Genomic DNA, 15527 nt, shown 5'->3' with positions numbered 1-15527 from the left:
TCTCGTTCTCTGGGATGTGGCTGCGATCAGTCCAGGCCCGGCTCTTCGGGCGCCAGCACCGCGTCCTCGCCGATATCGTCGGCCATGTCGTCGGGCGCCGGTGTCGCCGCCGCGGCCGGCTCGGGCTTGAGCTGCCGGATCGCCTCGATCGCGGCGCCGGGGAAGCTCTTCATCACCGCCTGCACCAGCGGATGGGCCGACGCCTCCTGGCGCTGGCGCCGATCCTCGGCCTGGGCCTGCTCGCGCAAGGTGGGCATCCCCGCCTCGCCCGAGATCGCGACCACCCAGCGCCGCCCGGTGCGCTCGGTCATGAGCTGGCCCAGCCGGTTGGCGAGATTGGAGGGCGCGCCCGGTCCCAGCCGCAGCTCGAGGCGGCCCGGCTCGAAATGGACCAGATGCACGTCGTTCAGAAGATGACCGTGCAGCATGCCTTCGCGCATCTTCGCGACCGCCGCGACCAGCCCCTCGAAGCTTTGCGGATCCGGAATGAGCGCCGCCCCCGGCGATGCCTGCGCCGGAGCCTGAAGCGGGGCCGTCGCGAGCGCGTTCGTCACGGCGCCGGCGGGTGCTGCGCCCGGCGATCCGATCGGCGCTCCCGCCGCGACGGCCGAGGTCGCGAGGCCGCGCGCGCCAGTGCCGCCGCCGTTGGTGCCGGCCGCGCGCGGCGACGGCGCGATCGCAGCCGTACCGCCCTGCTCCTCGATGCGCTTCACCAGATCGCCCGGCGTCGGCAGCGAGGAGGCATGGATCAGGCGGATCAGCGCCATCTCGGCCGCCTGCAGCGGCGAGGGCGCGGCCTGGGTCTCGCCCAGCCCCTTGAGCAGCATCTGCCATGCGCGCGCCAGCACCGGGATCGCGAGCGCGTCCGCCAGCGACTTGCCGCGCGTCCGCTCGGTCTCGGGCAGGGCCGGATCGTTGATCGTCTCCGGCACCAGCTTCACGCGCGTGAGCCAGTGGGTCAGCCCCAGCAGGTCCTGCAGCACCACGACCGGATCGGCGCCGGCCTTGTAGAGCTCGGCCAGCAGCGAAAGCGTGCCGGACGCGTCGCCCTTCATCGCGCGCTCGAAGAGATCGAAGAGCTGGCTGCGGTCGGCGAGCCCCAGCATCTCGCGCACCGTGGCCTCGCCGATCTCGGTCTTGTCCTCGCCGCGCGCGATCGCCTGGTCGAGCAGCGAAAGCCCATCGCGCACCGAGCCGTCGGCCGCGCGCGCGATCAGCGCCAGCGCCGCCGCGGAGAGCTTCGCCCCCTCGGCCTCGGCGATGCGCCCGAAATGGGCGGCCAGCGTCTCGGCCTCGACGCGCCGCAGGTCGAAGCGCTGGCAGCGAGAGAGCACCGTCACCGGCACCTTGCGGATCTCGGTGGTGGCGAAGATGAACTTCACGTGCGGCGGCGGCTCCTCCAGCGTCTTCAACAGCGCGTTGAAGGCCGCCGTCGAGAGCATATGCACCTCGTCGATGATATAGACCTTGTAGCGGGCCTGGACCGGCGCGTAGCGCACGCCGTCGATCAGCTCGCGGATGTCGCCGACGCCGGTGCGGCTCGCGGCATCCATCTCCATCACGTCGACGAAACGGTCCTCGGCGATGGCGCGGCAGGGCTCGCAAACCCCGCAGGGCTCGACCGTGGGGCCGCCCTTGCCGTCGGGGCCGATGCAGTTGAAGACCCGCGCCAGGATGCGGGCGGTCGTGGTCTTGCCCACGCCCCGCACGCCGGTGAGGATGAAGGCGTGGGCGAGCCGCCCCTGCGCGATCGCGTTGGAGAGCGTGCGCACCATCGCGTCCTGGCCGATCATCTCGGCGAAGTTGCGCGGGCGGTATTTGCGGGCGAGGACCCGATAGGGGCCGGGATCGGTCGAGGGGCTGTCGCGCTCTTCGGTCATGCGGTCGAGGAACGCGTCCCTTCCTGGCGGAATCCAACCTTGAGGTGAGGTGGGAGACCGGCAGGGCGACCCGTGCGGAAACTCGTTACGGCTGCTTCCTTCCGGACCTGACCGGGTTGGCGAGGCGCACGTCCGCCGCCGATCTCCCGGGGGCACTATATCAGGCAGCGCGACCCTGGAAACAAGACCGAATGACGCGATTTATCCCCAGGGGAAGAGGCTGATGGCAAAGGCTCTTTTCTCACGTCGACTCATTGCTTCTTATCCCCTCCCCCAACTTTTGGGGGAGGGCAGGGAGGGGGATGACTCGGTCTGCGATCTCGTCGGGGTGCGAAGGAGCCGATACTACCGAGCAGCCCCTCCCCAAAAGTTGGGGGAGGGGATTCACTGCGATTGCCCTGCACAAGCGAGGAGGGGGAAAAAGAGCCTACGGCTTCGCCGCCGTCGAGCCCGGCGCGGCGTCTGGGGCCGCCGCGGGGCCATCGCGGAGCTTGAAGATCAGCACGGTGCCGTCCTTGTTCGGATACTGCACCTGCGCCACCTCGCCATCGGGTCCGTACCAGACCTCGCGGCGCAGATCGCCGGTGATGGAATAGTGGCGGGCCTCGACGGTCCGGGTGCCGACCTGGATCTTCTCGAGGCCACGATCCACGACCGTGACCGCCTTGGGGCGGCCCTTGGTCGGCTCGATCATCGTGGTCTGGTCGGGCGTCGCCGGATTCCACAAGCTGCAGACAATGAGGTCGCCCGGCAGCAGCGCCTGTTCGGTATGGTCCGGCGCTTTGTAGCGGCCCTTGAGCTTGTCGCCGTCGCGCTCCAGCAGCACGTCGCGGTCGGTCCCGTTATCGTCCGTCTGGGCGGCGAAGCGCATCAGCTTGCCGTCGATCCAATCTTCTTCGGCGTCATGCTCGAAGCGATAGACCGTGACGAAAAGGAGCTTCACCTCGATCCGGATCCTGGTGCGGACCGTGAGCTTGTCGCCGTCCCGCGTGAACTCGACGCTGTGGGTCCCGATCTGGGAGCCCTGGCGCCAGACGTCATAGGTGATGGTCCCGGCCGGCGGGAATCCGTCCGGCACCTGCACCGCGGCGCCGGCGGTCGCCGGCAGCAGGAACAATCCGAGAGCCAAGCCCAGAAGCGGCGCCCAGGACGGCAGAAAACGCATTAACCGTCTCCAAAACCAGTCAATTTCCACGATTCCCGCAGCCTTTCCCGCCTTGTCAAATGGGGAGCGGCTGCCAATTTCTCTACCTCCGTGACGCCCGGAAGAAGCATTTTCCGGGCGTTTCGTCGATCTGAACCGCTTTTTCCGCCTACCTTCCGCCCTACACGAGCCCCCGCCCCGTTTCCTTCCCTTCGAACCCCGGAGCCCGGTTTCATGTTGGAACTCCTTGCCGATCCGCAGGCCTGGTTGAGCCTGGTCACCCTGACCGTGCTCGAGATCGTCCTCGGCATCGACAATCTGGTCTTCATCGCCGTGCTGGTCGGCAAGCTGCCGCCCCATCAGCAGCCGCTGGCCCGGCGCCTCGGCATCGGCGTGGCGCTCGGCACGCGGCTCCTGCTGCTGGCCTCGATCGCCTGGATCGCCGGCCTGACCCATCCGGCCTTCGTGCTCTTCGACCATCCGGTCTCCTGGCGCGACCTGGTGCTGATCCTGGGCGGGCTGTTCCTGATCTACAAGGCGACCCACGAGATCCATGGCAGCCTCGAGGGCGAGGAGGGCGAGCATTCGGCGAAGGTCTCCGCCGCCTTCACCGCGGTCGTGATCCAGATCGGCATTCTCGACATCGTGTTCTCGCTCGATTCGGTGATCACCGCGGTCGGCATGTCCGATCATCTCTCGATCATGATCGCGGCGGTGGTGCTCGCCATGATCGTGATGCTGGCGGCGGCCGGACCGGTCTCGGGCTTCGTCGACCGGCATCCGACGGTGAAGATGCTGGCGCTGAGCTTCCTGCTCCTGATCGGCACGGCGCTGGTCGCCGACGGATTCGGCTTTCACATCCCGAAGGGCTATATCTATGCGGCGATGGGCTTCTCGGTGATGGTCGAGGCGCTCAACCTGCTGGCAAGGCGCAGGCGGGTGAAGCCGATCGAGCTGCGCCAGCCCTACAGCAACGAACCGCCTGCCGGCGCCTGACCGCTGGCGAGAAACGCATGACATGAACAGTTGGGATCGATCGCGGCTGAACTTCTATGCCGGGGGCCGGCTCGACCGGGCGGGCCTCCGGCGACGGGACCATGACTGGATCGAGCGGCTGCTGGCCAACCCGCAGACGCGCCTCGTGCCGGTCTGGCGCCAGCAGAGCTTCGTGCTGCAGACGGACATGCCGCATGTCGCGACCCTGCTGCGCGAGGCGGCGAGCGACCTGATCCGGGGCGCGCAGGAGGTGGCGCTCCTGGGACTCGAGGGCGACCCGGACTCGGGCACCGCCTATTTCGCGCTGGAGATCTCGAGCCTCGAGACGCCCGAGACCCATCCGCTGCTCAAGGAAGCGGGCCATTTCGCCGATATCCGCAGCGTGGGCCCGCTGCTGGGCCAGGAGGAGGGCCAGCTCCTCGCCTATGCGCGCGGCCTCATGCATTGGCACAACCGCCACCGCTTCTGCGGCGTCTGCGGCTCGCCCACCCGCAGCGAGGATGCCGGTCATCAGCGCCGCTGCACCAACAGCGCGTGCAACACCGTGCACTTCCCGCGCACCGACCCGGCCGTGATCATGGCCGTCACCGATGGCGAGCGCATCCTGCTCGGCCGCCAGGCGAACTGGCCGCCCGGCATGCGCTCGGTGCTGGCGGGCTTCGTCGAGCCGGGCGAGAGCCTCGAGGAGGCGGTGGCCCGCGAGGTGAAGGAGGAGGTCGGCATCGAGGTCGAGGATGTGCGCTACCACTCCTCGCAGCCCTGGCCCTTCCCCGCCTCGATCATGCTGGGCTTCAACGCGCGGGCGCTCTCGACCGAGATCCGCCTCTCCCCCGACGAGATCGCCGAGGCCGCCTGGTACACCCGCGACCAGCTCCGCGCGAGCCCGGAGAACGAGACCTTCCGCCTGCCGAGGCGCGATTCGATCGCGCGAAGGCTGGTGGAGGATTGGATCGCTGAGAAGAATTGACGCTACGCGAATTTCTATCCCCTCCCCCCTCGAGGGGGAGGGTTAGGGAGGGGGCTGCTCGGTATCGACATCGCGTCATCCCCCTCCCTAGCCCTCCCCCAAAAGATGGGGGAGGGGACAATGGGGTGGACCGCTTCCTCTACCCGCCGTTCTGCTGCAGCCGGAAGGGCGAGGCCGCGTAGACGCCGAGGATCTTCACCTCGCGCGAGAAGAAGCTGAGCTCCTCGAGCGCGAGGCGCACCATGCGCGAATCCGGGTGGCCGTCGATGTCGGCGTAGAACTGCGCGACGGTGAAATGGCCGTCGATCATGTAGCTTTCGAGCTTGGTGATGTTGACGCCGTTGGTGGCGAAGCCGCCGAGCGCCTTATAGAGCGCGGCCGGCACGCTGCGCACACGGAACACGAAGCTGGTGACGACGGGCCCCGCCTTGGGATCGGGATCGACCGGCTCGCGCCCCATGATGACGAATCGCGTGGTGTTGTGCTCGGCATCCTCGATGCCTTCCTTGAGGCTGACGAGGCCGTAGATCTCGCCCGCCAGCGAGGATGCGATCGCGGCTTCGGTGATGTCGCCCTTCTTCGCGATGTCGGCCGCGGCCCCTGCCGTGTCGGCATGGACGGCCGCCTTCAGGCCCAGCTCGCGGATCAGCTTGCGGCATTGCGAGAGCGCCTGCACATGGCTGTGCACGGTCTTGATCGTCTCCAGCGTCGCGCCCTTGGGCGCCAGCAGGTGATGGTTCACGCGCTGGAAATGCTCGGCGACGATATGGAGGCCCGAATCCGGCAGCAGGTGATGGATGTCGGCGACACGGCCCGCGACCGAGTTCTCGATCGGGATCATGGCGAGATGCGCCTTGCCCTCGCGCACCGCGGCGAACACGTCCTCGAAAGAGGCGCAAGGCAACGTGCGCATCTTGGGATAGGCGGCGCGGCAGGAAAGATCGGAATAGGCGCCGGGCAGGCCCTGGAAAGCGATCAGGTCCTCGGGCGCGGTGACGCCCCGCTTGGTGGTCTTGCTCATGAGCGGATTCCTGAAGGCCGGGGCCTGGCGGCGTCGGGTGCCAGCAGCGCACGGGCCCGTTCGAGGTCGGCCGGAGTATCGACACCGAGCGGAAGGGTATCAACGAGCGCCAGGTCGATGCGCATGCCGGCCTCGAGCGCCCGGAGCTGCTCGAGCTTCTCGCGCTGCTCGAGGCGGCCCGGCGGCAGCGCCACGAAACGCTCGAGCGCCGCGCGGCGATAGGCATAGAGGCCGATATGGTGATAGAGCGGCCCCTCGCCGCTCGGCACCGTGGCACGGCTGAAATAGAGCGCCCGCGCGATCGGCGGCTTGCCGTCCCGGCCCTTCGGCGGAAAGGCGGCGACCGCCTTCACCACATTCGGGTTGGTGCGCTCCGAGGGCTCGGTGATCTCGGTGGCAAGGCTGGTGAGATCGACCGCCGGCTCGACGAGCGGCGCCAGCACCGCCGCCAGCAGCGCCGGATCGAAGGTCGGCAGGTCGCCCTGCATGTTGACCACCACGTCATGGCGCCGGTCGGGATCGGCCAGGCCCAGCGCCTCATGGATGCGGTCGGAGCCCGAGGGATGGTCGGGCCGGGTCAGGACCGCGCGGCCGCCGGCGGCCTCGACCGCGGCGACGATCTCGCGCTCGGCCGCAGCCACCACCACCGGCCCCAGATCGGCTTCGCGCGCGCGGCGCCAGACATGGACGATCATGGGCTGCCCGTGGATGTCGGCCAGCGGCTTGCCCGGCAGGCGGGTGGAGGCCATGCGGGCCGGGATCATGATGATGGGATTGGAACGGGTCATGCGCGGTCGGTTGTCGGCTCGTGAACATCGGCGGTTCGAAGCGATCGGGCGGCACCGGCCGCCTCCGCCGCTGCGGCATAATGACGCGAACGATTCGCCGCCGCGGCAGGCCCGGCCGCCAACCGTTCGGCGGCTCTTGCCGGGCGCACCATAACGGCCGGAAAGCGCAGTGTCTTGCGGCTTTTGGCGCGGGGGAACCCGCAATTGCGCTGCGGCGGCGGACAGGGGTAGAGTGCGCCGCCGCCGGTGGGAAGAGGCCGCGTCGGCACCGCCTCGGACGCCGGGTATCGGGCCCGACCGAGGCCGGGAATCTGGGGCCAAAAGACAAGTTCATAGGGTCATTGCCGATGGCGTCGTCGCTCGAGCTCAACAAGATCATTGGCGCGGTTCTGGTCGCAGGCCTGGTCGCCCATCTGTCCGGCACGCTGGCCGGCATGCTGGTGAAGCCGCACCATGCCGAGCATGAGGCCGCGGCCGTCGAAGGCGGCGGCGGTGCGGCGAAGCCCTCGGGCCCCGCGCCGATCGAGCCCGTCAGCGCGCTCCTCGCCAGCGCCGATCCGGCCAAGGGCGAGACCACGGCGAAGATCTGCACCACCTGCCATACCTTCGGCAAAGGCGAACCGGCCAAGGTCGGTCCCAATCTCTTCGGCATCGTCGGCAACAAGCACGCCCATATGGAGGGCTTCGCCTATTCGACCGCGATCAGCTCGATCGACAAGCCCTGGGGCTACGAGGAGCTCAATCACTTCCTGACGAATCCGCGCAGCTATGCGCCGGGCACGAAGATGGGCTTCGCCGGCCTGCCCAAGGTCCAGGACCGCGCCAACGTGATCGCCTATCTGCGCACCCTGGCCGACACGCCCCTGCCGCTGCCGACCCAGGAAGAGATCGACGCGGCGAACAAGGCCTATGAGGACGCGAAGGCCGCGGCCGAGGCGCCGGCGCCCTCGAGCAGCTCGGCCGCACCCGCCGCCGAGACGCAGCAGGCGGCAGCACCGGCCGACGACAGCGACCAGGTGGTCGGCATGATCGCCAGCGCCGATCCGGCCAAGGGCCAGGCCGCCGCGAAGATCTGCACCACCTGCCATACTTTCGACAAAGGCGCGCCGGCGCGGGTCGGCCCCAATCTCTACGGCATCGTCGGCAACGTGCATGCGCATATGGAAGGCTTCGCCTATTCCAATGCGATGAAGAGCAAGACCGGCCCGTGGGACTACAAGGCGCTGGCGCAGTTCCTGCGCAGCCCGAAGGACTATGCGCCCGGTACCAAGATGACCTTCGCCGGCATCAAGAAGCCGGAGGATCGCGCCGCGGTGATCGCCTATCTGCGCACGCTCTCGGACAATCCGGTGCCGCTGCCGTAAGTCACGGCACGGAGCCCGAGAAGCTTCGAATTCAGCGGCCGCCCCGGACGATCCGGGGCGGCCGTTTTCACGAGCGAACCGTTCCCGCCCCGGAGACCCTCATGACGTCCGACACGGTGCCGTCCGAGTTCCTGAGCTTCGCCCAGGCGCTGGCCGATGCCAGCGGCCAGGTGATCCAGCGCTATTTCCGCCAGCCGATCGACATCATCACCAAGGCGGATCTGAGCCCGGTGACGATCGCCGACCGCAACACCGAGGAGGCGATGCGCTCGCTCATCAACAAGCGCTTCCCCCAGCACGGCATCATCGGCGAGGAGCATGGCGCGGAGAAGGCCGACGCCGAGTATGTCTGGGTGCTCGACCCGATCGACGGCACCAAATCCTTCATCTCGGGCCGGCCGCTCTTCGGCACGCTGATCGCGCTCTGCCGGAAGGGCCGTCCGGTGCTGGGCGTCATCGATCATCCGGCGATCCATGAGCGCTGGATCGGCGCCCTGGGTCATCCGACCCTGTTCCAGGGCAAGCCCGTCAAGGTGCGGCCCTGCCCCGATCTCGCCCAGGCGACGCTCTTCGCCTCCTCGCCCGAGATGTTCGACGAGGAGGACCAGCCGCGCTATCTCAAGCTGCGGCGCGCCTGCAAGATGTCGGTCTACGGCTCCGACTGCTATCACTACGGCATCATCGCCAGCGGCTTCGGCGACGTGGCGATCGAGGCCAATATGGGCATCTACGACTATCTGGCGCTCGTGCCGGTGGTCGAAGGCGCGGGCGGCATCGTGTCGGACTGGCAGGGCCGGCCGCTGACCATCGAATCGGACGACAAGGTCCTCGCCTGCGGTGACGCCCGTGCGCATGCGCAAGTGCTGAAGCTCATCGCCTGATCCGCCGGGCGGTGGCACCTCTTCTCTTGCCGGCCTTGCCGCAACGCCGACGTTCACGTATTGTTCGCGAGCGAACTCCACCCGGTTTTCATGCGCGGGGAGGCCAGCCATGAAGCTCTATTCGGGCCCCTTGAGCCTGTTCTCGCGGAAGGTCGAGATCGCGCTGCGCGAGAAGGGCCTGCCCTTCGACCGCGAGATGGTGCCCTTCACCCAGGCGAAGGGCTACTCGCCCAAGCATCCGGCGGTGCTTGCGGCCAATCCCAAGGGCCAGGTGCCGGTGCTGATCGACGGCGACCTCACGATCTTCGATTCGACCGTGATCTTCGAATATCTCGAGGAAGCCTATCCGCAAGCCCCGCTCTATCCGGCCTCGCCCCGGGATCGTGCGCGCTGCCGGCTCCTCGAGCTCACGGCGGACGAGATCCTGCTGCCGCCGCTGCGCAGCCTGATGACCCGCACCTCGCCGCCCGATCCCGACCCGGACCGCCAGCGCCAGCGCATGGCCGAGGCCGATCGCGGCGAGATCCAGTTGCGCGATCACTATGAGACGCTGTCACGCCGTCTCGGCAGCCAGGATCATTTCTGCGGGGAACGCTTCACGGTCGCCGACATCGCGCTCTTCATGACGATCCTCTGGGTCCAGCGCCTCAAGGGCCCGAAGCTCGACAAGCACCCCAACCTCGCCGCCTGGTACAGCCGCGTGAAGTCGCGCCCCTCCGCGGGCCAGGCCGCCGCCGAAATCGCCGCCGCCGACCGCGAGCTCTCGCCGCCGCTGTGATGTGGAGAGTGGCGATCAACACGCCCCCTCTCTTGTCATTGCCGGGCTTGACCCGGCAATCCAGGGCCGCCGACACACGTCATGAGGACCTGCTACGTCTATCTCCTCGCCAGCCAGCCCAACGGCACGCTCTATATCGGCGTCACGAACAATCTGGTGCGACGCGTCTATGAACATCGGGAAGGCGCGCTTGAGGGCTTCACCAAACGCTACGGGGTCAAGAACCTCGTGCATTTCGAAGAGTTCGCGGACGTCTACCTGGCTATCCAGCGTGAAAAGACGCTCAAGAAATGGCCACGAGCCTGGAAGCTCGATCTGATCGAGAAAGCGAACCCGCAATGGCGGGATCTCTACGAAGAGGTCGTCTGACCGCGGCGCCCTCTGCCCTGGATCGCCGGGTCAAGCCCGGCGATGACAGAAGGGGTGGGCTGGTGGTGACGGTAAAAGGATCTACTGCCGCATCGTCGGCAGCACCAGCCGTTCGATCCAGTTGCGGACCTCGGCCAAGCGGATGTCCTCGTTCGTCACGTCCTCGTCGATGCCGAGCAGCCAGGCGACGTCCTTGCGCGACGGGTCCTGGTGCAGGGTTTCGAGCAGGTTGACATATTTCTCGCCGGCCTCGCGGTCCTTGAAGAAGCCCAGCTTCTGCAGCTTCTCGAGCCGGCACCAGGTGAGCCGCGCCAGCTCGTGCAGGTCGTATTCGGGATGATACTGCAGGCCCCAGAAGGTGCCGCCCTTGTGCGTGACGGCGACGGCCTGGATGTGGGTGAAGGCGTTCGAGGCCAGCAGCACGGCGCCGGGCGGGAGATGGGTGATCTCGTCCACATGGCTGATGAAGGCGTCGAACACGTTGCTCTTGCCGAAATAGAGCGGATGGCCGCGGCCCTCGGGCGTCAGCGCGATCTTGCGCGCGATCCCCATCTCGCGGCCGCGCGGGTTGGCGCGCACGATGCCGCCCGCCGCCGTCACCGCGATCTGCGCCGCCCAGCAGGAGCCGAAGCTCGGCACGCGCGAGGCAAAGGCCTCCCGGGCAAGCTCGATCTGCGGCGTCACGCGCGGATCGTCGTCATAGATGGTGAGGCTGCAGCCGGTCCAGGCGATGCCGTCATACTGCTCGAGGGCCGCCCCCTTGGGCAGGCTCGTGCCGGGATCGGCCGGATGCACCACGTCGCATTGCGCCTCGGGCAGGCATTTCTTCAGCATCGCGACATAGAGGTCGCCCGCGGCCGAGGCGCCGCCCGCCTGCAGCTCGTCGCGCGCGGCCTTGTTGTAGCCGTCGATCACCAGGAACTTCGCCGCCGGCTTCACGCTGGCCCGGGCCATGCCGATCTCTCCCTTTCGAAGCCGGAGCCTTAGGCCGCGCCGGCGGGCGTCACTTTATCCCTCGCCTCGGCGCCGGAAAAGCCCAGGGTCTCGGTATCGAGCTTGTCGACGGTGGCGAGCTTGCGGAACAGGCGGCTGAAGCTCAGCACCACGAGGAGGGTGGCGCTGCCGCCCAGCACGACAGCCGGCACCGCGCCGATCAGCGACGCCATGCTGCCGGCCCAGAAGGCGCCCAGCTCGTTGGAAGCGCCGACGAAGACGGCCTCGACCGCCATGACGCGGCCGCGCAGGTGATCGGGGGTCGCCAGCGGCACCACCGTCCCTCGGATATAGACGCTGACCATGTCGCAGGCGCCGCCGCAGAAAAGCGCGCCCAGCGACAGCCAGAAGCTTTCCGAAAGGCCGAAGGTGATGACGCAGAGGCCGAAGAGCCCGACGCAGATGAAGAGCTTGCGCCCCGCGCGCGAGCGGATCGGGCGCTGCGTCAGGATGAGCGCGGTGGTGACGGCGCCCACGCCGGCCGCGGCGCGCAGCAGGCCCAACCCTTCGGGGCCGGTATGGAGCACGTCCTTGGCGAAGACCGGCAGCAGCGGGATGGCGCTCGAGAACAGGACGGCGAAGAGATCGAGCGAGATGGCGCCGAGCAGCACCTTGTGGCTGAAGATGAGGCGCAAGCCGCCCAGCACGTCGCCGAGCTTGATCGCCTCCTTCTTGCCGCTGCCGGCCGGGCGGCGGTAGCGGACCAGGAAAATCATGCCGATCGCCGCCGCCAGCGCCACCGCGGCCGTGCCATAGACCGCGTCGGGACCGGCGAGATAGATGAAGCCGCCCAGCGCGGGCCCGCCGATGGTCGCGACCTGCCAGGAGACGGAGGACCAGGCGACCGCGTTGTTGAGCAGTTCCGGCGGCACCAGGCTCGGCATCATGGCGCGCGAGGCCGGGGCCACGAAGGCGCGCGCCGTGCCGAAGGCGGAGGCGATGGCGAGGATCGGCCAGAAGGCGGCATGGCCGCTGACGGCGAGGAACAGCAGGCCCACCGAGCAGAGCGCCTCGCCGCCCAGCGCCAGCAGCATGATGCGCCGCCGGTCGAACCGGTCGGCCACCGGCCCCACCACCAGCGCCAGCCCGATCGCGGGCAGGAACTCGGCCAGCCCGATCATGCCGAGCCGGAACGGACTCGCCGTCAGGTCATAGACCTGCCAGCCGATCGCCACCGCCTGCATCTGCATGGCGATGGTGGCAAGGAAGTTCGCGGCGCCGAAGAGCGCGAAGTTGCGATGGCGGAACGCGCCGAGGCCGGGAAGGGCGAGGGTCATGATGATTGGCGGTCTGGATCGGACGGAGCGGCACCACTTATCCCCTCCCCCGCGTCGCGGGGGAGGGTCAGGGAGGGGGCTGCTCGCTATCCGATGCCGCGCAGCCCCCTTCCTAACCTTCCCCCGTTCCGGGGGAAGGAACAGAACGAGTCGAGCTCATAAGAGAAGGAGAGACTCCCGCGCATTCCATGCGATTGTCCTGCCTTCAGGAAGGGAAGAGGAAAATTCCTGCTGCTATGCCCCCTTCGCCAACCGGTCCACCGTCGCGACCAGGTCGGCGTGGCGCTCGCAGATGGCGTCGGCGGTGGTGCGGTCCTTGTCGGCCGCGCGCGTGGCGGTGAAGAGGATCGCCTTCATGCCGAGCGCCTGCGGGCCCTTCACGTCGTTATGGTCGCGATCGCCGATATGGACGATCTCCTCGATCGCCACACCCATCTGGCGCGCGGCCGATTCGAACATGGCGCGGTGCGGCTTCGAATAGCCGACCTCGTCGGAGAAGGCGAAGCCGTCGAAGAAGCGGGCGAGATCGTAGCTCGCGAGGAGTTGGCGCAGGCAGCGCCCCGGCGAGACGATCGCATCGGAGACGATGCAGGTCTTGTAGCGTCCATGAAGCCCCTCGAGCGCCTCGCGGATGCCGGGGATCAGGTCGGGGCGGATGGTGATCTCCATCTCCTCGTGCGCCTTCACGATCCGGGCGAGCTCGGCCTCGGGCAGCGTGCGCCCCAGCCCTTTGAGCGCGACGTTCAGCCGCTCGGCGATCGGCCAGGTGACATGCTGGTCATGCCAGACCTTGTTGAAAGCGGCATCGGCCACGTCATAGGCGAGCTTGACCCGGTCGAGCTCGATCGGCTGCTGGCGGTTCAGCGCCTCCCACAGCAGGTGGCGGCGCTCCTCCTTCTTGGTCTTGAGACCCTGGGCCTTGCGCTTGGGCTCGTCCGAATCGTCATGAACGATGGTGTCCCACAGATCGAAGGTGATGGCGCGAAGCGGGCGGCCCATGGGGCGGCAATCTCCTGAAAGAGGGAAAGGATGGCGCGGCGGGAACGGCGGGCCGTGACCTTACCGGCTGGAGGGAATCGCCGCAACTCGGCAGGCAGCGGCGGTGCCCCTGTTTCGCTGTAGCGCCAGCGCAAAAAACCCTTAAAATCCACATCCTTCCGCCGGCCTGGAGTTCGCGTGTCCGACCGCCTTTTCCTGCCCCACCCGCCCTTCCTGCAACCGACCCGGCGCCGGTTCCTGGCCGGCGCCGCCGCCATGGCCGCCTGGGCGACATTCGGCCCCAAGGCGCGTGCCGACGGCGGGACCAACGGCAAGGCCCATGCCCTCGCCATGCATGGCGAGCCCAAATACGGACCCGACTTCAAGCATTTCGACTATGTGAACCCGGACGCGCCCAAGGGCGGGCAGCTGCGCATGAGCGTGCCCAACAGCACCACCTTCGAAAGCTTCAACCCCTTCATCGTCCGAGGCGCGCCCGCCGCCGGCAGCGACGGCATCTACGAATCGCTCACCGTCGCCAGCAACGACGAGGCCTTCACGCAATACGGCCTCCTGGCCCAGTACATCGAGACGCCGGACGATCGCTCCTGGGTGGAATTCACGCTCAACCCGGCCGCGCGCTGGTGGGACGGAACCGCCATCACGCCCGCCGACGTGATCTTCACCCTCGAGACGCTGAGGGCCAAGGGGAAGCCCTTCTATCGCTTCTATTATCGCAGCGTGGCCAAGGTCGAGCAGACCGGCGATCTCGGCGTCCGCTTCACCTTCGTGCCCGGCGACAATCGCGAGCTGCCGCTGATCATCGGCCAGATGTCGGTGCTCTGCAAAGCCTACTGGGAGACGCGCGATTTCGAGAAGCCCTCGCTCGACCTGCCGATGGGCAGCGGGGCCTATCGCATCACCGCGTTCGAGCCCGGCCGCTTCGTGGTGACAACGCGCGTCCAAGACTACTGGGGCCGCGACCTGCCCGTGAACGTCGGGACCGGCAACTGGGATTCGGTCCGCTACATCTACTACAAGGACGAGACCGTGGCGCTCGAGGGCCTCAAGGCCGGCGATTTCGACATCAGGCAGGAACGCTCCGCGAAGATCTGGGCCACCGGTTACGATGCACGCCCCGTCCGGGACGGCCGGATCGTCAGGGAGCAGATCCCGAACGAGATTCCGACCGGGATGCAATGCTTCCCCTTCAACATCCGCCGGCCCATCTTCCAGGACCGCCGGGTGCGCCAGGCGCTGGGTTATGCCTTCGATTTCGAGTGGTCGAACAAGGCGCTCTTCTTCGGGCAATACACGCGCAACGCCAGCTACTTCTCCAACACCGAGCTGGCCTCCTCCGGCCTGCCCCAGGGCGAGGAGCTGGCGATCCTCGAGAAATATCGCGGCAAGGTCCCCGACGAGGTCTTCACCTCGGTCTACGAGCCGCCCAAGACCAAGGGCGACGGCGACATCCGCGACAATCTCCTGAAGGCACGCGCGCTGCTGCAGGCTTCGGGCTGGGTGATCCGGAACGAGCGGCTGGTCAAGCAGGAGACCGGCGAGCCGTTCCAGTTCGAGTTCCTGCTCTTCGATCCGATGTTCGAGCGCATCGTGCTGCCCTTCCTGCGCAATCTCCGGCGGCTCGGCATCGTCACGACGCTGCGCACGGTCGGCGTCGCCGAGTACCAGAACCGGACGGACAATTTCGATTTCGACATGATCAGCGGCGGCTTCGGCCAGTCGCTCTCGCCGGGCAACGAGCAGGCGGACTACTGGGGCTCGGCCTCGGCCGACCAGCCGGGCGGCCAGAACATCATCGGCATCAAGGACCCGGTGATCGACGAGCTGGTCGATCTGCTGATCGCGTCCCCCGACCGCGAAAGCCTGATCCAGCGCACCCGCGCGCTCGACCGCGTGCTGCTCTGGGGCTTTTACGTGATCCCCAACTGGCATCTGCGGAGCTGGCGCGTCGCCTACTGGAACAAGTTCTCGCGGCCGGCGATCGCGCCGAAATACGATCTGGGCCTCGATACCTGGTGGATCGATCCCGCCAAGGCGGCGGCGCTTGCCGGCGAGCAGGCGAGCTGAGCG

General features: G+C 67.9%; 14 protein-coding genes and 1 other RNA gene. 7 read left to right on the top strand and 8 right to left on the bottom strand.

The window, feature by feature from the left end; translation table 11 throughout:
- Positions 1-26: 26 nt before the first annotated feature.
- The 3 genes from FRZ61_RS02365 to FRZ61_RS02355 all read right to left on the bottom strand — a co-directional run bounded on the left by FRZ61_RS02365 (position 27) and on the right by FRZ61_RS02355 (position 3045).
- A complete protein-coding gene (locus FRZ61_RS02365; protein WP_151114792.1) occupies positions 27-1880 on the bottom strand; it encodes a DNA polymerase III subunit gamma/tau in 1854 nt (617 codons plus the stop codon).
- 51 nt (positions 1881-1931) lie between these two features.
- Positions 1932-2025: signal recognition particle sRNA small type (gene ffs / locus FRZ61_RS02360), an RNA gene on the bottom strand.
- Positions 2026-2307: 282 nt separating this feature from the next.
- Positions 2308-3045, bottom strand: a complete 738-nt coding sequence (locus FRZ61_RS02355; protein ID WP_151114791.1) for a DUF6134 family protein — start codon at positions 3043-3045, stop codon at positions 2308-2310.
- 213 nt (positions 3046-3258) lie between these two features.
- On the opposite strand from FRZ61_RS02355, the gene FRZ61_RS02350 reads away from it, so the two are divergent.
- Together FRZ61_RS02350 and nudC are read left to right on the top strand one after the other, a co-directional pair.
- Positions 3259-4020, top strand: coding sequence for a TerC family protein (locus FRZ61_RS02350; RefSeq protein ID WP_151114790.1), 762 nt, complete (start codon positions 3259-3261; stop codon positions 4018-4020).
- A gap of 22 nt (positions 4021-4042) precedes the next feature.
- A complete protein-coding gene (nudC, locus tag FRZ61_RS02345; RefSeq protein WP_151114788.1) occupies positions 4043-4987 on the top strand; it encodes an NAD(+) diphosphatase in 945 nt (314 codons plus the stop codon).
- Positions 4988-5126: 139 nt separating this feature from the next.
- On the opposite strand, the gene FRZ61_RS02340 is transcribed toward nudC, so the two are convergent.
- Both FRZ61_RS02340 and FRZ61_RS02335 read right to left on the bottom strand, forming a co-directional pair.
- Positions 5127-6008, bottom strand: a complete 882-nt coding sequence (locus FRZ61_RS02340; RefSeq protein ID WP_151114787.1) for a prephenate dehydratase — start codon at positions 6006-6008, stop codon at positions 5127-5129.
- On the bottom strand, positions 6005-6796 hold the full coding sequence (locus FRZ61_RS02335) for a 3-deoxy-manno-octulosonate cytidylyltransferase (protein ID WP_151114786.1): 792 nt from the start codon (positions 6794-6796) through the stop codon (positions 6005-6007). Before FRZ61_RS02335 ends, FRZ61_RS02340 begins: the two co-directional genes overlap by 4 nt.
- 347 nt (positions 6797-7143) lie before the next feature.
- On the opposite strand from FRZ61_RS02335, the gene FRZ61_RS26550 reads away from it, so the two are divergent.
- The 4 genes from FRZ61_RS26550 (at position 7144) to FRZ61_RS02305 (ending at position 10188) form a co-directional block, all read left to right on the top strand.
- Entirely contained in the window at positions 7144-8160 is a 1017-nt protein-coding gene (locus FRZ61_RS26550) for a c-type cytochrome (RefSeq protein ID WP_225309069.1), read from the top strand.
- Positions 8161-8261: 101 nt separating this feature from the next.
- Positions 8262-9041, top strand: coding sequence for a histidinol-phosphatase (gene hisN, locus FRZ61_RS02315; protein WP_151114785.1), 780 nt, complete (start codon positions 8262-8264; stop codon positions 9039-9041).
- 109 nt (positions 9042-9150) lie between these two features.
- Entirely contained in the window at positions 9151-9819 is a 669-nt protein-coding gene (locus FRZ61_RS02310; protein ID WP_151114783.1) for a glutathione S-transferase family protein, read from the top strand.
- 81 nt (positions 9820-9900) lie between these two features.
- A complete protein-coding gene (locus tag FRZ61_RS02305; protein WP_151114782.1) occupies positions 9901-10188 on the top strand; it encodes a GIY-YIG nuclease family protein in 288 nt (95 codons plus the stop codon).
- 81 nt (positions 10189-10269) lie between these two features.
- Here the strand turns inward: FRZ61_RS02305 and FRZ61_RS02300 are convergent, their stop codons facing one another.
- The 3 genes from FRZ61_RS02300 to FRZ61_RS02290 form a co-directional block, all read right to left on the bottom strand.
- A complete protein-coding gene (locus tag FRZ61_RS02300) occupies positions 10270-11142 on the bottom strand; it encodes a type 1 glutamine amidotransferase (protein WP_151114781.1) in 873 nt (290 codons plus the stop codon).
- A 29-nt stretch (positions 11143-11171) separates the two neighbouring features.
- Complete coding sequence (locus tag FRZ61_RS02295; protein ID WP_151114780.1) at positions 11172-12458, bottom strand: MFS transporter; 1287 nt, start codon at positions 12456-12458, stop codon at positions 11172-11174.
- Positions 12459-12692: 234 nt separating this feature from the next.
- Entirely contained in the window at positions 12693-13457 is a 765-nt protein-coding gene (locus FRZ61_RS02290; RefSeq protein WP_151114779.1) for an HAD family hydrolase, read from the bottom strand.
- 177 nt (positions 13458-13634) lie between these two features.
- Between FRZ61_RS02290 and FRZ61_RS02285 the strand changes: the two genes are divergently transcribed.
- On the top strand, positions 13635-15524 hold the full coding sequence (locus tag FRZ61_RS02285; protein ID WP_151114777.1) for an extracellular solute-binding protein: 1890 nt from the start codon (positions 13635-13637) through the stop codon (positions 15522-15524).
- Positions 15525-15527: the final 3 nt, after the last annotated feature.

The organism is Hypericibacter adhaerens, assembly GCF_008728835.1.
Classification (GTDB): domain Bacteria; phylum Pseudomonadota; class Alphaproteobacteria; order Dongiales; family Dongiaceae; genus Hypericibacter; species Hypericibacter adhaerens.
The sequence above is the reverse complement of the archived record's forward strand: the minus strand, read 5'-3'. Positions and strand labels throughout refer to the sequence as shown.

Coding starts and splice junctions, on each gene's coding strand:
- FRZ61_RS02355 (WP_151114791.1), bottom strand. CDS start 3,045: ATGCGTTTTCTGCCGTCCTGGGCGCCGCTTCTGGGCTTGGCTCTCGGA.
- FRZ61_RS02365 (WP_151114792.1), bottom strand. CDS start 1,880: ATGACCGAAGAGCGCGACAGCCCCTCGACCGATCCCGGCCCCTATCGG.
- hisN (WP_151114785.1), top strand. CDS start 8,262: ATGACGTCCGACACGGTGCCGTCCGAGTTCCTGAGCTTCGCCCAGGCG.
- FRZ61_RS26550 (WP_225309069.1), top strand. CDS start 7,144: ATGGCGTCGTCGCTCGAGCTCAACAAGATCATTGGCGCGGTTCTGGTC.
- FRZ61_RS02300 (WP_151114781.1), bottom strand. CDS start 11,142: ATGGCCCGGGCCAGCGTGAAGCCGGCGGCGAAGTTCCTGGTGATCGAC.
- FRZ61_RS02310 (WP_151114783.1), top strand. CDS start 9,151: ATGAAGCTCTATTCGGGCCCCTTGAGCCTGTTCTCGCGGAAGGTCGAG.
- FRZ61_RS02295 (WP_151114780.1), bottom strand. CDS start 12,458: ATGACCCTCGCCCTTCCCGGCCTCGGCGCGTTCCGCCATCGCAACTTC.
- FRZ61_RS02305 (WP_151114782.1), top strand. CDS start 9,901: ATGAGGACCTGCTACGTCTATCTCCTCGCCAGCCAGCCCAACGGCACG.
- FRZ61_RS02340 (WP_151114787.1), bottom strand. CDS start 6,008: ATGAGCAAGACCACCAAGCGGGGCGTCACCGCGCCCGAGGACCTGATC.
- FRZ61_RS02350 (WP_151114790.1), top strand. CDS start 3,259: ATGTTGGAACTCCTTGCCGATCCGCAGGCCTGGTTGAGCCTGGTCACC.
- FRZ61_RS02335 (WP_151114786.1), bottom strand. CDS start 6,796: ATGACCCGTTCCAATCCCATCATCATGATCCCGGCCCGCATGGCCTCC.
- FRZ61_RS02290 (WP_151114779.1), bottom strand. CDS start 13,457: ATGGGCCGCCCGCTTCGCGCCATCACCTTCGATCTGTGGGACACCATC.
- nudC (WP_151114788.1), top strand. CDS start 4,043: ATGAACAGTTGGGATCGATCGCGGCTGAACTTCTATGCCGGGGGCCGG.